This is a genomic window from Photobacterium nomapromontoriensis, from assembly GCF_050336815.1.
Classification (GTDB): Bacteria; Pseudomonadota; Gammaproteobacteria; order Enterobacterales; family Vibrionaceae; genus Photobacterium; species Photobacterium nomapromontoriensis.
In genome coordinates, this window is sequence record NZ_JAKJSL010000062.1 from 1 (window position 1) to 14,743 (window position 14,743).

At 42.7% G+C, this 14,743-nt stretch carries 14 protein-coding genes; 7 read left to right on the forward strand and 7 right to left on the reverse strand.

Annotation, left to right across the window (positions count from 1 at the left end; genetic code table 11):
- Positions 1 to 357: 357 nt before the first annotated feature.
- On the reverse strand, positions 358 to 657 hold the full coding sequence (locus L4D12_RS23310; RefSeq protein WP_428450222.1) for a YfcZ/YiiS family protein: 300 nt from the start codon (positions 655 to 657) through the stop codon (positions 358 to 360).
- Between the two features lie 120 nt (positions 658 to 777).
- Entirely contained in the window at positions 778 to 2,718 is a 1,941-nt protein-coding gene (locus L4D12_RS23315) for a RecQ family ATP-dependent DNA helicase (protein WP_428450223.1), read from the reverse strand.
- A gap of 281 nt (positions 2,719 to 2,999) precedes the next feature.
- Here L4D12_RS23315 and L4D12_RS23320 point away from each other — a divergent pair, with 281 nt between their 5' ends.
- Both L4D12_RS23320 and L4D12_RS23325 read left to right on the forward strand, forming a co-directional pair.
- Positions 3,000 to 4,643 carry a methyl-accepting chemotaxis protein gene (locus L4D12_RS23320; protein ID WP_428450224.1) on the forward strand — a complete coding sequence of 548 codons (1,644 nt, stop codon included), beginning with the start codon at positions 3,000 to 3,002 and terminating at the stop codon, positions 4,641 to 4,643.
- A 135-nt stretch (positions 4,644 to 4,778) separates the two neighbouring features.
- Positions 4,779 to 5,234: a cytochrome C gene (locus L4D12_RS23325; RefSeq protein ID WP_428450225.1), complete on the forward strand. Its 456-nt coding sequence runs from the start codon at positions 4,779 to 4,781 to the stop codon at positions 5,232 to 5,234.
- A 33-nt stretch (positions 5,235 to 5,267) separates the two neighbouring features.
- On the opposite strand, the gene L4D12_RS23330 is transcribed toward L4D12_RS23325, so the two are convergent.
- A complete protein-coding gene (locus L4D12_RS23330) occupies positions 5,268 to 6,269 on the reverse strand; it encodes a YdcF family protein (RefSeq protein WP_428450226.1) in 1,002 nt (333 codons plus the stop codon).
- Positions 6,270 to 6,417: 148 nt separating this feature from the next.
- On the opposite strand from L4D12_RS23330, the gene L4D12_RS23335 reads away from it, so the two are divergent.
- Complete coding sequence (locus tag L4D12_RS23335) at positions 6,418 to 6,810, forward strand: VOC family protein (protein ID WP_428450227.1); 393 nt, start codon at positions 6,418 to 6,420, stop codon at positions 6,808 to 6,810.
- A gap of 81 nt (positions 6,811 to 6,891) precedes the next feature.
- On the opposite strand, the gene L4D12_RS23340 is transcribed toward L4D12_RS23335, so the two are convergent.
- The 3 genes from L4D12_RS23340 to L4D12_RS23350 form a co-directional block, all read right to left on the reverse strand.
- A complete protein-coding gene (locus tag L4D12_RS23340; RefSeq protein ID WP_428450228.1) occupies positions 6,892 to 8,874 on the reverse strand; it encodes a flavohemoglobin expression-modulating QEGLA motif protein in 1,983 nt (660 codons plus the stop codon).
- Positions 8,858 to 9,886 carry a glutathione synthase gene (gene gshB / locus L4D12_RS23345; RefSeq protein ID WP_428450229.1) on the reverse strand — a complete coding sequence of 343 codons (1,029 nt, stop codon included), beginning with the start codon at positions 9,884 to 9,886 and terminating at the stop codon, positions 8,858 to 8,860. Before gshB ends, L4D12_RS23340 begins: the two co-directional genes overlap by 17 nt.
- Before the next feature lie 124 nt (positions 9,887 to 10,010).
- Positions 10,011 to 10,358, reverse strand: coding sequence for a MaoP family protein (locus L4D12_RS23350; protein ID WP_428450230.1), 348 nt, complete (start codon positions 10,356 to 10,358; stop codon positions 10,011 to 10,013).
- 162 nt (positions 10,359 to 10,520) lie between these two features.
- Here L4D12_RS23350 and hdfR point away from each other — a divergent pair, with 162 nt between their 5' ends.
- The 4 genes from hdfR (at position 10,521) to ribA (ending at position 13,838) form a co-directional block, all read left to right on the forward strand.
- Positions 10,521 to 11,381, forward strand: a complete 861-nt coding sequence (gene hdfR, locus L4D12_RS23355) for an HTH-type transcriptional regulator HdfR (RefSeq protein WP_428450231.1) — start codon at positions 10,521 to 10,523, stop codon at positions 11,379 to 11,381.
- A 340-nt stretch (positions 11,382 to 11,721) separates the two neighbouring features.
- Entirely contained in the window at positions 11,722 to 11,880 is a 159-nt protein-coding gene (locus L4D12_RS23360; RefSeq protein ID WP_428450232.1) for a hypothetical protein, read from the forward strand.
- A gap of 309 nt (positions 11,881 to 12,189) precedes the next feature.
- Positions 12,190 to 12,372, forward strand: a complete 183-nt coding sequence (locus L4D12_RS23365) for a restriction endonuclease subunit S domain-containing protein (RefSeq protein WP_428450233.1) — start codon at positions 12,190 to 12,192, stop codon at positions 12,370 to 12,372.
- Positions 12,373 to 12,785: 413 nt separating this feature from the next.
- Positions 12,786 to 13,838, forward strand: coding sequence for a GTP cyclohydrolase II (gene ribA / locus L4D12_RS23370; protein ID WP_428450234.1), 1,053 nt, complete (start codon positions 12,786 to 12,788; stop codon positions 13,836 to 13,838).
- Between the two features lie 97 nt (positions 13,839 to 13,935).
- Here ribA and L4D12_RS23375 read toward each other — a convergent pair whose 3' ends face one another.
- Entirely contained in the window at positions 13,936 to 14,688 is a 753-nt protein-coding gene (locus tag L4D12_RS23375) for a substrate-binding periplasmic protein (protein WP_428450245.1), read from the reverse strand.
- Positions 14,689 to 14,743: the final 55 nt, after the last annotated feature.

A 14,743-nucleotide genomic window follows, 5' to 3' on the forward strand; every position in this document is an offset into this window, starting at 1 on the left:
GTTAACAATTCCACCCTCAGTTAACAATTCCACCCTCAAGCACAGCATAGGTCTGACTGAGTATGGGGCTTTGCGCTATTTTGCACGCTTACCCACCTAGACTGCCGAATCAGGTTCACTTTCGTTGTGTACTGTTAACTTCCTATCGCTTCCTTCAGACCCTGCCGTTGGCCAGCAACGCCCTTGCGATTCGGATTATCTTCCCCTCAGTCGGGGTGATTCAGGTTTCTTGCAACCTGACGGGTTTGCCAGCTTCGCTGGGCAAACAAAAAAGCCAATACTGGATGAGTATTGGCTTTTGGCGGTACGGTATTTTGTTGTTAAGTTACAAAATAACGGCTCAGTATTCTTCTACGCTTAGCGCATTAACGAGCGTGTTTTTAGCTCATAAATAAGCTTTTCAGCACTGCATTCAAACTGAATAAACGCAGTTAGCTCGGTGCTGTCATCAGACAGCGGGCTGACTTCGTGCTTGAAGTTGGCATTCACTTCTTTAGCTAGCGCCAAGTAGTTTGCTAGCTCTGCTTCAAGTGCTGCTTTATTACCACCGAAAATGGATACTTTAGCGACGTCATCACCTTCTTTGATGATGAAGCCCATTTCAGCTGATACACCGCATGCTTCGCAAGTTTGGTATTCTTGAGTTTCGTTTGACATGACTTTGACTCTATCTCCATTACTATTATGGGTATATTCTAAAACGTTGTGACCAAGATCGCTATGGGAGAATGTTTTTTCATAATACAAATATCTTCCTCATCACTTTGTCATTATTGTCTACTCGTTCTTAGAGGATGGTTGTTCAGGGTAAATTTGAGCCACTTGCTGCAAAGTTTGCTTAAACGGGTATTGCTCAAGCTTTCCGAATCCTGACAGTTGCCTCGCTTTGATCGTCGTGTGCAAGGGGCTTGTCATCCCGCAGAGGAAGCGGGTCATCCCTGCCCATGAAGGGGCAGAAGGACATGCTGCTATATACGGATCGCACCATGCCTTGATCATATTATCTGATGGTGGCGTGTGTTCCGATTCTTGAGGAAGTACGGCAACCTGCCCGCGACAAACAGAACAATGTCCGCAAGTTTGTGGGGCCTGATGGTCGGCAAAATAGCTCGCTAGCGTATGGCTTAGGCACTGGTTACTTTCAAAGAAGGCCAGCATGTCAGAGAGTCGGCCAATTTCACTGTCTTCTTTGGTTTTGAAAAGTTGGTAAAGTCGTAAGGCTTCATCATGGCAATTAAATGAGGTGTGACATATTCGATATACATCAGTCATTTGCTTGCTTTCTAATACGATCCAGCCTTTTTCATGGAAATAATCAATGGCGGCAATAACACGTTTGCGTTCAGCGTGGGCGGTTTGCCATAAGGCATCAAAATCAACGGTATGCCAAGTGCGGGCTTTGGGTGAGCAAGAAAAAATGTGATTCACAAAATCACGGCGTTCACCTTGAAATTGGTCAAGGATCTGAGGCTGATCAACTAATAGCTTAAAGCGATAATCAGCAAAATAGGTGTACTGCGGCTCGATGATTTTCGCTATCTCTAAATAAACCAATAAGGTTTTAAGTGGTAGTTGGCGAATGTTAGTGTCTTTTGACAAGCGCAGTAAAATCACTTCCCATTGTTGTGGGTTTGTTTTGATTTGCGTTAGTACTTGTTCAAGGGCGGACAGGTCTGGGGTATCACCATAGACAAAGTTTTCAAGTACGCTGAGTCCTGATTTACTGCCAAGTAGAATGCATTCTGAACGTAGGCCATCACGCCCCGCACGACCAATTTCCTGGCTGTAGTTTTCAATGGATTTAGGTAGATCAAAATGGATAACTCGACGAATATCTGATTTATCAATACCCATGCCGAAGGCTATCGTCGCCACGATACAATGATGGTGACCCGTCATAAAATCATGCTGAATTTTCTGCCGTTGATCACTGTTCATCCCCGCGTGATAGGCCTGAGCCATGTAGCCTTGTTGTTGTAGCCAGCTTGATAGTATCTCTGCCGTTTTTTGTAAGGTCACATAAATAATCGTAGGTTGTGGCGCACCTTGGGTCAGGAGATGAAGCAGGGTCTGCTGTTTTTCAGCATCGGGTGTTGGCAGAATAGTGAGATCAAGATTTTCTCGGTAGAACCCGGTTACCACAATGTTTGCTTGGTTAATGGCAAACTTATTGCTCATGTCCTCGATAACTGCAGGGGTTGCAGTCGCTGTTAATAAGAGCACTTGCGTGATATTCAGTGATTTACAATACTGCGGTAATTTTAAGTAATCAGGGCGGAAATTATGCCCCCACTCTGAAATACAGTGGGCTTCATCCACAACCAGCAATGAAATGGGTACTTGTGAAATAAAGTGTCGAAAACGTTCGTTGTTCAAGCGCTCTACAGAGATCATCAATATGTTGATCTGTCCGTTTCTTACGCCTTGCATCACCTGCTGGCTTTCATCCCATGTTTGACTGGAATCAATAGAAGCAGCAGGGATCCCTTTACTGTGAAGAAAATCCAACTGATCTTTCATTAACGCAAGTAAGGGGGAGATCACCAGCGTCAGGTGAGGTAATTGCAGCGCAGGAAGCTGGTAGCACAGTGATTTCCCTGAGCCTGTTGGGAAGATAGCAGCAGCGGATTCGCCGCTGATCACTTTACTAATAACGGCGTCTTGGCCGGGGCGCAAGCTATCGAAGCCAAAGTATTGTTTTAGATTCTGCAGATACATAGATGTGGTCACGTTCGTCAAACTATACCCAAGATAATACCGGATTTTTCCGACATAGCGAGTCAGCAAATTGGGTGACTTTATTCTGTTGAAGATGAGGGGGGATTAACTGTGAATTCATATGAAAAATACAAATGAGTCATTGGTGGTACATCGTGGCTATAGATCAGAAGCCAATTGAAACACGCTTTACATTTCCTTGGTTATTATTAGTCGCTATATGATGACATGTGATACATGTTGATTAGTAACAACAAGTTGCAGTGAGTCTAAGGATATATATGCAGTGGTTTCACAACCTGAATTTTCGATGGAAATTCGTTCTGCCCGTTGGCGTTGTCGTATCAATTTTCTCTGGTTTGTTTGCTTTGATCATCATCGCCCTAAATGGTCAGATTCGGACGGATGCTATCTTGAACCAGCATATAGAACCGGTACTGGAGCAAATGGATGATGGTTACCAAGATCTTTATCAGGTGATGACTGCCGGTCAGGGGGTGGTATTAGCACATGAAAACCCAAAACAAGTTGAACATTACCAAAGCATTTATTTTGATGATGAATCAAAAGCACTGAGGCGAATTTTATCGGCTCAGTCATTAATCGATGAAGGTCTGATTAGTGCCAGTCATCAAGCGTCCTTGAACCGTCTGCAAAAACAGTATGAGCGTTGGGTCGCTTATTATGCATATATAGTAAATAATCCTGCCTTATCTGAAGGTTATTACAATGATAAGCAGTTCGAAATAGCAAAAGATTTTGACGTGTTGATTAATGAGTTTAAGGCGGTGCGGGACGTTGTTTATAATACTGAAGAGTCTTTGCAGAGCGCGGTGACAGAAGAAGTGGCCTTGGTCACTGCTATTTTGGAAGTGGGCACTGTAGTGACGATTGTGTTGTCACTGTTTACGGGGTGGATTATCTCAGGTGTTGTGATTGCGCCACTTAAACGACTGACTGAAAGTATGCATAATATTTCAAAAGGGGATGGTGATTTGACTCAGCGGGTTGATATTGACAGTGCCGATGAAGTCGGTCAGCTCGGTGAAGCCTTTAACGCCTTTGTGAGTACCATACACCAGACGATAACAGAAGTTGCCTCAACGCTAGAAGCCGTGCAAGTTGCAACGGGACAAATTCAGCTTGAGACTCAAGGCGTGGCAAGAAATGCCTCGTCGCAGCAAGAAGAAAGTGCGCAGGTAGCAACGGCTGTTCATGAAATGAGTGCAACCAGTGAAAACGTCAGTCAGCATGCTAACGAGGCTGCACAAGCTAGCCAGCATGCCAGTGATGAGTCTGATGCTGCCCGTGCGGTATTGGGTGAGGCGGTGAGTTCTATACATCAGTTAGCCAACGATATTGATGCATCAAGCCAGGTTATTGCTGATCTTGAGCGTGATGTCGGTAACATTGCCTCTATCTTGGATGTGATTTGCGGCATTGCAGATCAAACTAACTTGTTGGCACTGAATGCGGCCATAGAAGCAGCCCGTGCCGGTGAGCAAGGCAGAGGTTTTGCCGTCGTTGCTGATGAAGTTCGTTCATTGGCGAGTAAAACACAGTCAAGCACGGGGGAAATTCAGGCGATGATTGAGCGATTAGAATTAGGCGCTAAGGAAGCGGTCGCTGCCATGGCCAGCAGTCGTAACAGCGGCACGAATACGGTGAGTCAAGCTAATACGGCCAATGAATCCTTGGATGCAATCAGCCATTCTATTAGTGTGATGAATGAAATGAACCTGCAAATTGCTACGGCGGCAACTCAGCAGAGTCATGTTAGCGAAGACATTAATCAAAATGTTCAGAATATTGCAGAGAAAAGTCAGAGAATGGTTGACCAGATCCAGATCACTGAGCAGGCATTTGCCACATTGGCTCAGCAGTGTCAGCAACTTCAAGGGCAAATCGGACGGTTTAGAATTTAATTTGATGCCTTAGTTACTCGAAATAAAAACCTTCATTTGAAGGTTTTTTTATTTCTGCACCACTGACTACACTTTACAGAACCGTGTCTGTACGCGGTAGCGTGTTTATCCGCAAGTTGTAAGGAGTGGTGAAAAATGAAAAAACAATTCACAATTCTCATAATATTTGCTGTTGCCCTGCTCAGTGGTTGTGATGCACCAGAGAGAGGTAATACCTCTAGCTTTACTTTACCTGAGGGTAACGCCGCTCATGGGGCAGAACTATTGGTTAAATTTCAGTGTCTTAGTTGTCATGCTCTTGAAGGGTTTGAACGACCTGATGTGCTGGATGAATCCGATATCAGTATTGCATTGGGCGGGAAAGTGACTAGGCTGAAAACTTACCAAGAGCTTGTCATGTCAATCATTAATCCGTCGCACCGTATTGCTCATGGCTACGATCCCCAAATAATAGTGCGTTCAGGATCGTCGATAATGCCAAATTATAATGATGTGATGACAGTGACAGACCTCATTGATCTAGTGACTTTTCTTGAAGGTCAGTATGAACTTCAGCCATTTGAATACACAGAATATGGACTCTATTACTAACATGACGATTCGCCATGATAGCGTAACTATTGTTCAATATTGTACCGTATTACCACAGCGAAATGCAGGGAGGCCAAATCCGCGTAGTGCGTCAATATAGCAATTTATCCGAGTTTGGCCACAGGGTATCGTCTGAGTGGCCAGCTTATCCTTAACCGCAATGTGATCGATGAATAATGGTTGTTTGTAGTGCTTGCGTTGCATGCTGTCGAATAGAATGTGCGTTCTATGCACATGAATTGAGGCACTGACGAGAGTGATGTGGTTAATGGCGCTCTGCTGAATAATTGCTAAGGAATAAAAAACATTTTCGATAGTATTCATCGCCTGATTTTCTTCAATAATCCTATTGGTATTTATCCCGTGATGAATCAGCCATCGCTTCATGAGTTGTGCTTCTGTATTCCCTGCTGTTGCCAGTCCGCCTGTGACGATAATAAGACTGTTTGGTAAACGTTTAGCGAGTATCAGCGTTAACTTGAGTCGTTGCAGTAATGGCTGAGCCATTGTGCCGTCAGAATTGAGTTTGTAGCCCAATGTCACAATGGCATGACCATTTTTAATGTTGTGATTCGGCTTTGTTAAAGAATGCAGTGTTGGCGATTCTGGGAGGTAATGAATGGGGTGTGTCAGCAGAGATTTAATGATGTCGAGCAGTGTTGTGATTTGTTGAGCCGTCGTAGGTGAAACAGCGTTAAGCTGCGACAGGTAGGTTTGGCTTAATTTCATATTGCATACTGCTTGCTGCCACACAACGAGATAGCAAAGGATATCAATATATTGATGTGGGCTCGCGGAATGTAATGTTTGCGTAAGTAGAGTTAGCGCCGTTTGAATATTGCCTTTAAATGTGTCGATATTCGCAAGGGAAATGGTGATATCTGTTTGTATAGCTGGTGACGCGAGTGACTGTGCTTGCTGCAAATAAAACACTGTTGCATCAAGATTAGTCACGGTTTGCCCGAATAAAGCGTAATGGCTTCGGCTGGTACTGTTGTAGACATCCAATGCCTGTTGGATAAAAAGCGATTCCATTCAGAGAGATACCACAAAGAAGAATGAAGGCTAGCATGCCCGAACTACGGAACATTGGCAACCGCCGTTATGTATATTTATACCGTCTTATTTACCCTGTCTAAGCTACGCTTAGGGGAACGGATAATAACGTAAGTAAGGTGATGGTATGAATAATTCATTTTATCAGCATGGGGCATTTAGCTGGTCAGAATTGATGACAGATGATCCTGAAAAAGCAACTGCATTTTATACTCAGGTCATCGGTTGGGAGGTGGAGAAAATGGCGATGCCGGAAGGCGCTTATTATATCCTTAAGGCGGCGGGCGAGCCCGTTGCAGGGGTCATGGGTAAACCTGCCGGTTATGAAGCGATTCCTAACCATTGGGGAACCTATATTACGGTTGATAATGTTGATGAGACGTTAGCTTTGGCTAAAGCGACAGGTGGAACTGCGGTGTTTAAACCGAAAGACATTCCTAATGTTGGTCGAATTAGCGCAATTCGTGATCCTGACGGGGCGATTGTTTCAATTATTACTTACGAGAAAAAGCAATGCTAATACTGGAAGATAAGGGATGGTATTCATGGCTATAAAAACGCCAGGCTCTTGAGCCTGGCGTTTTGTTTTTAGCTTCTTGAATTACTTGATGCAGCGCAGCATGTACTCGATGATCGGATCGTGATTGTCTTTCAGTTCAAGAGCTTTCGGTAGGAAAGCAGGCTTGTTCAGAATTTCACGGGTGATTAGCTCATCCAATAGTGGCTTGAACTCAAAACCTGTTTTACCAACAAACAGTGAAGTTAGATCTTCGTTGGCATAAGCATGCAAGGCATCTTTCAAGCCCTTAAGGTAGAGGTAGTCTTTAGTAAAACCACCACCACGGTATGCACGGGCTGTAATCGTAAAGGCATCATCTTTGTTTAGCTTGTAGTCATGGTGAAGTGCATGGAATGTTTCGTTAAACGTCTCACCACGTACCATCATGTCTACAGCAATTACGCGCAATGCCAATGTTTTTAGGCGATGCAACGGGAAGCTACCAGACAGGTGCTCACAAAGGATCGCAAGGCCTTCTTGTGTATGGGTATTACCCGGCAAGCCAAGCTGCAATACTTTTAATGGTTGCATTTCGGCGTTAGCGCTGGTTACCAAGTGAACCCCAAGTTCATGGTGAATAAGCGCATTTAAGTCTTTTTGATTAAACTTAGCGCCAAGGTTTACCTTGATGTTGCGACCACTGACCATTGCTCGAGCAATCAGCTGTTTAGAGCCTGCGATTTTGCATTTTATGCCATATTCATCAGCGGCATCTTTGAACGCTTGAATCGCTTGCTGAGCGGTGATTGTTTCATCTTCAGGCACTTCATATTCGCACGCATGCAAAATGAAGTTAGCATTGGCGATGTCTTGCTGATCTGGCTGCCCGTAATAGCGCAGCGAGTTATACAGGAACTCATCAGTACCAATACTGGTTAGCAAGTCAATACGTACCGCTAGCTGATCAATCACTTTGCGATACATCTGCTGGATGTCAGCATCACGAATGTCTTCAACTGGCAAACGATAAAGCTGCTCGCGGAACTTGTAAGGGTCCAGATCAAGCTGACGATAGGTAAAGTCAGGCTGATAATCATGAGGACGCTGCAAGAAGCGACGCTTTTCCTGCTTGATGTTGAGCGGGTTGATGTAACTCAGTGTATTCACACCCCGCGCAATCGTATATAACTGGCGATCAAGCTTGATCACTTCACGTGGTAGCTTAGAGGCCAGAATATGACTGCTGGTTAACTTTTTGACCTTAGTGCGGCGTAGAATGGTTTCTGCTGCGTGCTCGGTCAGGACGTTTTTCATCTCAGCCTTCATTTTTTCGATAACCAGCGGGTAGCTTTCTCCGCGGGCCTCATCCATAAAGACTTTTTTGACTTCCAGCGGCATGATCAGGGTATTGGTGAAGTTGTTCTTCACAAATGTCGCTTGATAACCCATCCCCTGAAACACGTCATTCACTTCAGCGGTAACATCGATATTCGGCAGCTCAATCTGACGGAATTTATCCATCAAGCTATCGATCTCTTTACGCCAGCGTCGGCGGTTAACCTGCTTGGTTCCCAGATTGAATACGGGCACATCGCGATCAATTCGCTGATGGTTATATGAGTGAATATCATACAACAGGCATAGTCCAAAATGGCTCTCAAGCGTATCAATCAGACACGCCAGGATGCGATAATAGGTATTATGCTTTTCTAGCGACACTGCACGTTCTGTGTCTGTTAATGGCTCAGTCCAAACCGGTTTACCCCATGCTTCTTCATAAATGCAATTATCAGGCGCACGGTTGAGATCATACTCATACCGTGAGTCTTCGCCTTGCAATACGATGGGTAGCGAGGAGATAAAATCGCCGGTAAACGGGTCTTCTTCGAAATAGCGCTCATCTTCATTGAGTAAGCATTTAGGCATCAGATCACCGCGTAAGCGGTGACCATGATGGATAGCTGTCGCGATGTATGGCTGATATTCGCTGATGCGAATGGTCAGACTACTGTCGTTCAGCTGCGCCTCGAAGGGGATAAGTTGCTGGATCTTGTCCAGCACCTCGGCTTCAGTAAGCTGTAGCATCAGCAATTACCTGACGGAACTCGTTTTTACGAGTAATACCAATCTCTTTTGCCTTTACTACGCCTTCAGCGAAATCAAGTACTTGAGCTTGTAATTTAACACGGTTTAGACGGTTAATACGGGTAATACCGCCTGGGCTTAGTACGTTAACTTCAACCAGCTTACCGTTGATCACATCTAGACCGACAAAGTAAAGACCATCACGAACCAATTTTGGACCGATGTGCTTACACAACTGGATTTCAGCTTTAGTCAGCGTATGTTTCACTTCACGACCGCCAGCATGGATATTTGAACGTACATCGCCTTCAGCAGGTACGCGACGCATTGCACCGATAGGCTCACCGTTTAGCATCATGATGCGTACGTCGCCAGCTTCAGCGCCTTCAATGTAATCTTGAAGGATCACATAGTTCTTGTCGTCGCCGATGTAAAAATCGAGTAGAGACTTAACGCTTGATTTTGCGCTTTTCTCAATAAGGATAACGCCCTTGCCGCCGTAGCCGTTCAATGGCTTCAAGATCATACGTTCGTTCTTGCTTTCCTCTAGAACGCGCTGTAGATAGTCGCGGTTCTTTGATACGTGTGTATCAGGAATGAACTCATTATTTGGATCAGGTAGCGATGTGGTATACAGCTTGTTGTTTGCTACGCGAAGACCATCGATATCGTTCATGATGAAAGTTTGATCACGAACAGAATCAAGGAAGTTCAATGCCATCGTATCTAGCGGCGGGTTGGCACGCATGAAAATAATATCAAAACCTGCAAGTGGTAACTGCGCACTGTTGAACTCTGCTTTACGGTAGAAGCTTGGGATATTTGATGTGACATCACCTTGCTTCAATACTTGGCAGAACGCTAGCGCAGTGCTGTGGCGCATCGTCAGGTTATTAGGAGTTGTAATGGCTACCGTGTGACCACGAGATGCAGCTTCGTGAATCATTCGCAGTGTTGAGTCATTTTCTGGCTCAACTTTGTCCCACGGATACATAACAAAACAAATTTTCATAGCAATTGCCTAATTACTGTCATTTTTGACAGGATGGAAAAGAATTAAGCCATCACACAAAAGTGGATGGCTTATTCGGATTTATTCAAGTTTTTTGTAAAACGACTGTTTTACTATAATTTTTTTAGATGTCCAGATCAGAATCACTGTCTGTATCATCGTCATCATCGTAGCTACCGTTTGCTTTTCGTTGCGAAACACAAAGGGTGTAACTACGGATTTTGCTTGTGGTTTTACTGACATACTTAGCCCAGCATTTTGCTAGATTTGACTGTATGTCTTTTTCGCCGCTGATTTCCGCAAGAAACTCAAGTTCAACCGTTGTCTGAGGATTCAACGAACCATCTGCTAGTGCTCGCATTGTGCGGCCATAGTTCTCTAACATCTGGGCTTCGCTGACGGTGAAGACACCTGAACGGTTGAAGCCTCGTGGGAAATTTTTATCGTCGTAAAATTTGCCTACACTTCTCATTTAATATGCTTCCGGACGAGATTTCCGCTGATATTCTTTCAGAGTACGAATCTTGTAAAATGATTTTTTCTTATCGTAACGATGAAAATTATTGATTAATGTAACTCATCCTTCAGATGTATTATTATCGTTTAATATTCTTCTTCGTTATTGAGAACGCTAGTGGATACTGAACTACTCAGAACTTTCCTTGAAGTCACTAAAACACGTCACTTTGGGCGTGCTGCCGATAACCTATTTTTGACTCAATCGGCAGTCAGTTTTCGCATAAGACAGCTAGAAACCCAGATGGGGAATGATCTTTTCTCTCGTCAGCGTGGCAATGTTCATTTAACCGCAGCCGGAGAGCGGCTACAGCCTTATGCTGAGGCCATTTTACAAACGTGGGGACGAGCAAAACAGGACGTCGCATTGACTGATAGCATGAATCAGCAAGTGACAATTGGCGCATCTTCTCTATTTTGGGAGTTTGATGGTATCTCTGATTGGATCAGTCGGATCTACCAGAGTGTTGATGGGCTAGCGTTACGTTTAGAGTCTGTGCCTCGACAGAGCTTGGCAAAACAGCTGTTAGATAAAAGCATTGATGTTGCGATTACGAGCGATCCTCCGAAAATTGAAAATTTGCATGTTACCAAAGTGCGTGATTATCAATTACAGCTTGTAACAAATGAACCGAATTGTTCGATGGAGCAAGTAAAATCTCGGCCATTGGTTTATCTGGATTGGGGAACCCGTTTTTCACTTGAGCATAATCGCATTGTTGAATTGCAGAAAACCCCCGTTATGCATACACATTCAAGTAAGATGGCGCTGGAATTTTTAGTTAACAATAGTGGCGTCGGTTTTTTACCCTCCCCAGTTGTCGGAAGCAGCGTAAATGAAGGTATGTTATATCCGGTTGAGGGGGCGCCAGTGATGGAGCAGTCACTGTATCTGGTCTGGCGTGACGAGACTGATAAACTTGAGATCCTAGAGTCAATGTTAGCGGTACCATTGAATCAAATCATTGAGAAAATCTAATGAAAATGAATGCTTATTGTTTCATTTGCATTATCGATTGATATGATAAAAATTACTCGTTGTACAAAAAATACTGTGATCTCCTATCCTCAGATTATCGCTGCTATGAGCGGTGATAATAAGGGATTAATCGAAAGTTGATGTGTATCACAAATGGATTTTTTGTTTGACAGATTAGACTGTTTTTTCGATAGATTTTTGATATTAAGTCTACCTGTCATAAAAAGAATGATACATCATCATCTATATTCAATAGTCTCTTATTGATAATAAATGTTGTTGCAATTGTGCAATGAATCAGTATTGGTTACTTACTCTGGAATAGCTTCAGGAAACAAGCATGGCTAAGTTAGATCAAAAATTAGGCAAAGGGTCTAAGTCAAAACATAAGTTCGATGTTGAAGATGACTTTCATGATTTCGATCAATCTTCAAAGAAGAAAAAACGTCGTATCGCGCGGCAGCGTGATGCCTTTCCGGAGTATGCAGACAGCTATTAATACCATCTGATAGTCAAGATTCAAGAAGGGTGCCTGGAGGCGCCCTTTTTATTTTTACTGCAGAGAAATAAGTCATTTGGCTCTGCAACCAATCTTGTTCTGCACTTGATCATTCAAACGGGTCAAAATCGCTGATAGTTTTGTTGTAAATCTTGTAGTTAGAATGATTACTTTATTGTAACCCATACTTAGTTCTAAGCAATTTGCTTGCGTAATTATCTGGCCCCTTACTTATCCAGATTGGTATAAATAATGTATACTACTCGTATAAAATTTTGTTCAATCTGTTAGATATTCAAGAGTGTAACTATGCTAGACAATCTAAGTATCCCTGATGATATTGCTAAAGAGCCAGAACTGCCGATTCCGTCAATTGATGAACAAAAGCGCATTGTTGAAGAATTAAAGCGCTTAGAAGAGGCGGGTGAGCTAACAGCAGAATTGCTAGAGGCATTTATGACGGGTCAACATTCTTTGTCAACCGAGCAATAAACACGTTACGATCAGGTTGTTTGTAACAAAAACAGTAATTGCACCGGAAATTTTTCGGTGCTTTTTTTTGTTTAAAAATCGCAGAAATTAAAATCTTTTCATAAGAGCCGCTCTTTGGGCTATCTGGTATCACAGCCAGAAGCTTGCTTTTTGGATGATGCATAATAGGTATATAACGATACGAAGTGTTGCTATTTTGTGAAATTAGCTATACTGGTATGTATAAATAAATAGACATATGCCCAAGCTACATCAAGGTACAGGGACCATAATGAGTTCAGACTTACTCGTGAAGGGCGGTTTGCCTTGATTATCTGCGAATAGATTCTCGGTGAAACACGCATTTTGAGGTCGCTCGGGTACAAATAGTTGGCTGGATCAAGTAACTCATTTTAAGCTAAGGAGTGTGATGAATGGTTGAACAGATACAGTTTTATGAGCCTAATGAGCAAAATGGATTTTTATCTAATTTTTCGCTAAGCCCAATTTTATTAAGTGATGTGGTTTGGGCAACAAGTGAACATTATTATCAAGCACAAAAATTTACTGATCCCAATATTCAGCGTGAAATACGATTGGCGCAGACTCCTGATTATGCATTTAAGTTAAGTCGACAATATGAAGCTAAGGTAAAATCCGATTGGATGGATGTCCGCCATGCTGTGATGCGCTATATAGTGTTTGAAAAATTCAGACAGCATAATCATCTGATCCATTTACTGGTAAGCACTGGCAATAAAACGCTTATCGAACATTCCCATAAAGATCATTATTGGGGTGATGGTGGTGATGGTACCGGTCAGAATGAACTTGGGAAGATTCTGATGGAAGTTAGGAAGCACTTTGCTGAAATAGAGCCGTATAATTTAGTGCGTTATGTTGATAGCGCCAAATTACCGACTCAGTGGGGTATATTCCACATGTATGGGTTTGTTGAACAGTCAACAGGTAAAGAGCATTTGGCGCTAGTGTATGGCAATCTTGATGCTTCTCATCCTCCACTTATACGTTTACATTCAGAATGTCTGACGGGGGATGCATTATTCAGTGCGCGTTGTGATTGTGGTTTTCAATTGGCACGGGCAATGCAAAATATTGTCAATGCTGGAAGTGGAATCTTACTTTATCTTCGGCAGGAAGGACGAGGTATTGGTCTGATTAATAAGATCAGAGCGTATCACTTACAAGATGACGGTGCTGATACTGTTGAGGCCAATGAAGCACTAGGATTTGCTGCAGATATGCGGGATTATTCATTTTGCCGTGGTATGTTAAGTTTTTTGAATGTGAAATCGGTCAGATTAATGACCAATAATCCGCGAAAAGTACAAGCCTTGGAAAATGCTAATATTGATGTTGTTGAACGTGTTCCATTACAAGAAGGAAACAATCAATATAATCATGGGTACTTAAATACAAAAGCTACCAAATTAGGTCATATGTTTGATAGCGCTTTCATTAAGTAAGTACCCTGATTATATGTAAACCAGCTACATTGTTAGCTGGTTTATTTACCTGATATGTCATGATAGTCAGTTAATCCTTGAGACATCATATGTACGGTTAGAGATATTTATCAATGATCTTATCTATATCGCCAGATGATTTTAATTCAACAATTCGTTTATTTATGAAATGCTGAAGGTCATCATCCATGTTTGGGTCAAATGCCAAATGAATAGGATAGCTTGGTATAATGGCATCGAATGACTGTATGCTAAAGTCGTTTCTATTTTTATGTTGTCTATCAAGGTTATATTTTACCCGCGACTCCATTTCGATAAAGGCGGTATCAGCGGGGAGCTTATTAATAACTCGAAATGCAGCACCATAATCTTTTACGCGTAATTCTTCAATGTGACCCTTCTCAATAAACGGTACCAGTTGTGGATAATCAAACCCATGTAGCAATACGACAACTTTGTCTTCTAGATCTGAGATTGACTTGAATGTGAATGGCTGCTTTGAGCTGCTTACTAAAACGTGTTTTACGTTGTATACGGAATCCTCCGACAGGTTATTGGCTTGTACACCTCCCCATTGAGGGCTGCCATAGGTGATCCAGTTAGGTTCTCCTCCTGCTTCAAGTAAAGTGATCATTCGATTGAAAGGATAGGAATGGTAACGAATTTGATAATGACTATCTTGGAATACCGCGGTAACGATGTCCGAAATAATACCCTGATGTAAGTTATTATTTTCGATTTGAAAGGGGGCTGCCTGTTCTGTAATGACATAGTAATTTACAGGTTCTATAGCCGTGCCATAACTGGAGAATGATAACAATACACTTGCTGATAGTAAGGTTTTTTTGATCATTTTTCATCCTTGCTGAAAATATTGCAATCTACCGTCTATCATTATGTTAGTT

What these genes read in the sequence shown, in the direction of transcription:
- L4D12_RS23320 (WP_428450224.1), top strand. Translation starts at nt 3,000, where the DNA reads ATGCAGTGGTTTCACAACCTGAATTTTCGATGGAAATTCGTTCTGCCC.
- L4D12_RS23330 (WP_428450226.1), bottom strand. Translation starts at nt 6,269, where the DNA reads ATGGAATCGCTTTTTATCCAACAGGCATTGGATGTCTACAACAGTACC.
- L4D12_RS23310 (WP_428450222.1), bottom strand. Translation starts at nt 657, where the DNA reads ATGTCAAACGAAACTCAAGAATACCAAACTTGCGAAGCATGCGGTGTA.
- L4D12_RS23335 (WP_428450227.1), top strand. Translation starts at nt 6,418, where the DNA reads ATGAATAATTCATTTTATCAGCATGGGGCATTTAGCTGGTCAGAATTG.
- L4D12_RS23340 (WP_428450228.1), bottom strand. Translation starts at nt 8,874, where the DNA reads ATGCTACAGCTTACTGAAGCCGAGGTGCTGGACAAGATCCAGCAACTT.
- L4D12_RS23315 (WP_428450223.1), bottom strand. Translation starts at nt 2,718, where the DNA reads ATGTATCTGCAGAATCTAAAACAATACTTTGGCTTCGATAGCTTGCGC.
- L4D12_RS23325 (WP_428450225.1), top strand. Translation starts at nt 4,779, where the DNA reads ATGAAAAAACAATTCACAATTCTCATAATATTTGCTGTTGCCCTGCTC.
- L4D12_RS23360 (WP_428450232.1), top strand. Translation starts at nt 11,722, where the DNA reads ATGGCTAAGTTAGATCAAAAATTAGGCAAAGGGTCTAAGTCAAAACAT.
- L4D12_RS23365 (WP_428450233.1), top strand. Translation starts at nt 12,190, where the DNA reads ATGCTAGACAATCTAAGTATCCCTGATGATATTGCTAAAGAGCCAGAA.
- ribA (WP_428450234.1), top strand. Translation starts at nt 12,786, where the DNA reads ATGGTTGAACAGATACAGTTTTATGAGCCTAATGAGCAAAATGGATTT.
- gshB (WP_428450229.1), bottom strand. Translation starts at nt 9,886, where the DNA reads ATGAAAATTTGTTTTGTTATGTATCCGTGGGACAAAGTTGAGCCAGAA.
- L4D12_RS23350 (WP_428450230.1), bottom strand. Translation starts at nt 10,358, where the DNA reads ATGAGAAGTGTAGGCAAATTTTACGACGATAAAAATTTCCCACGAGGC.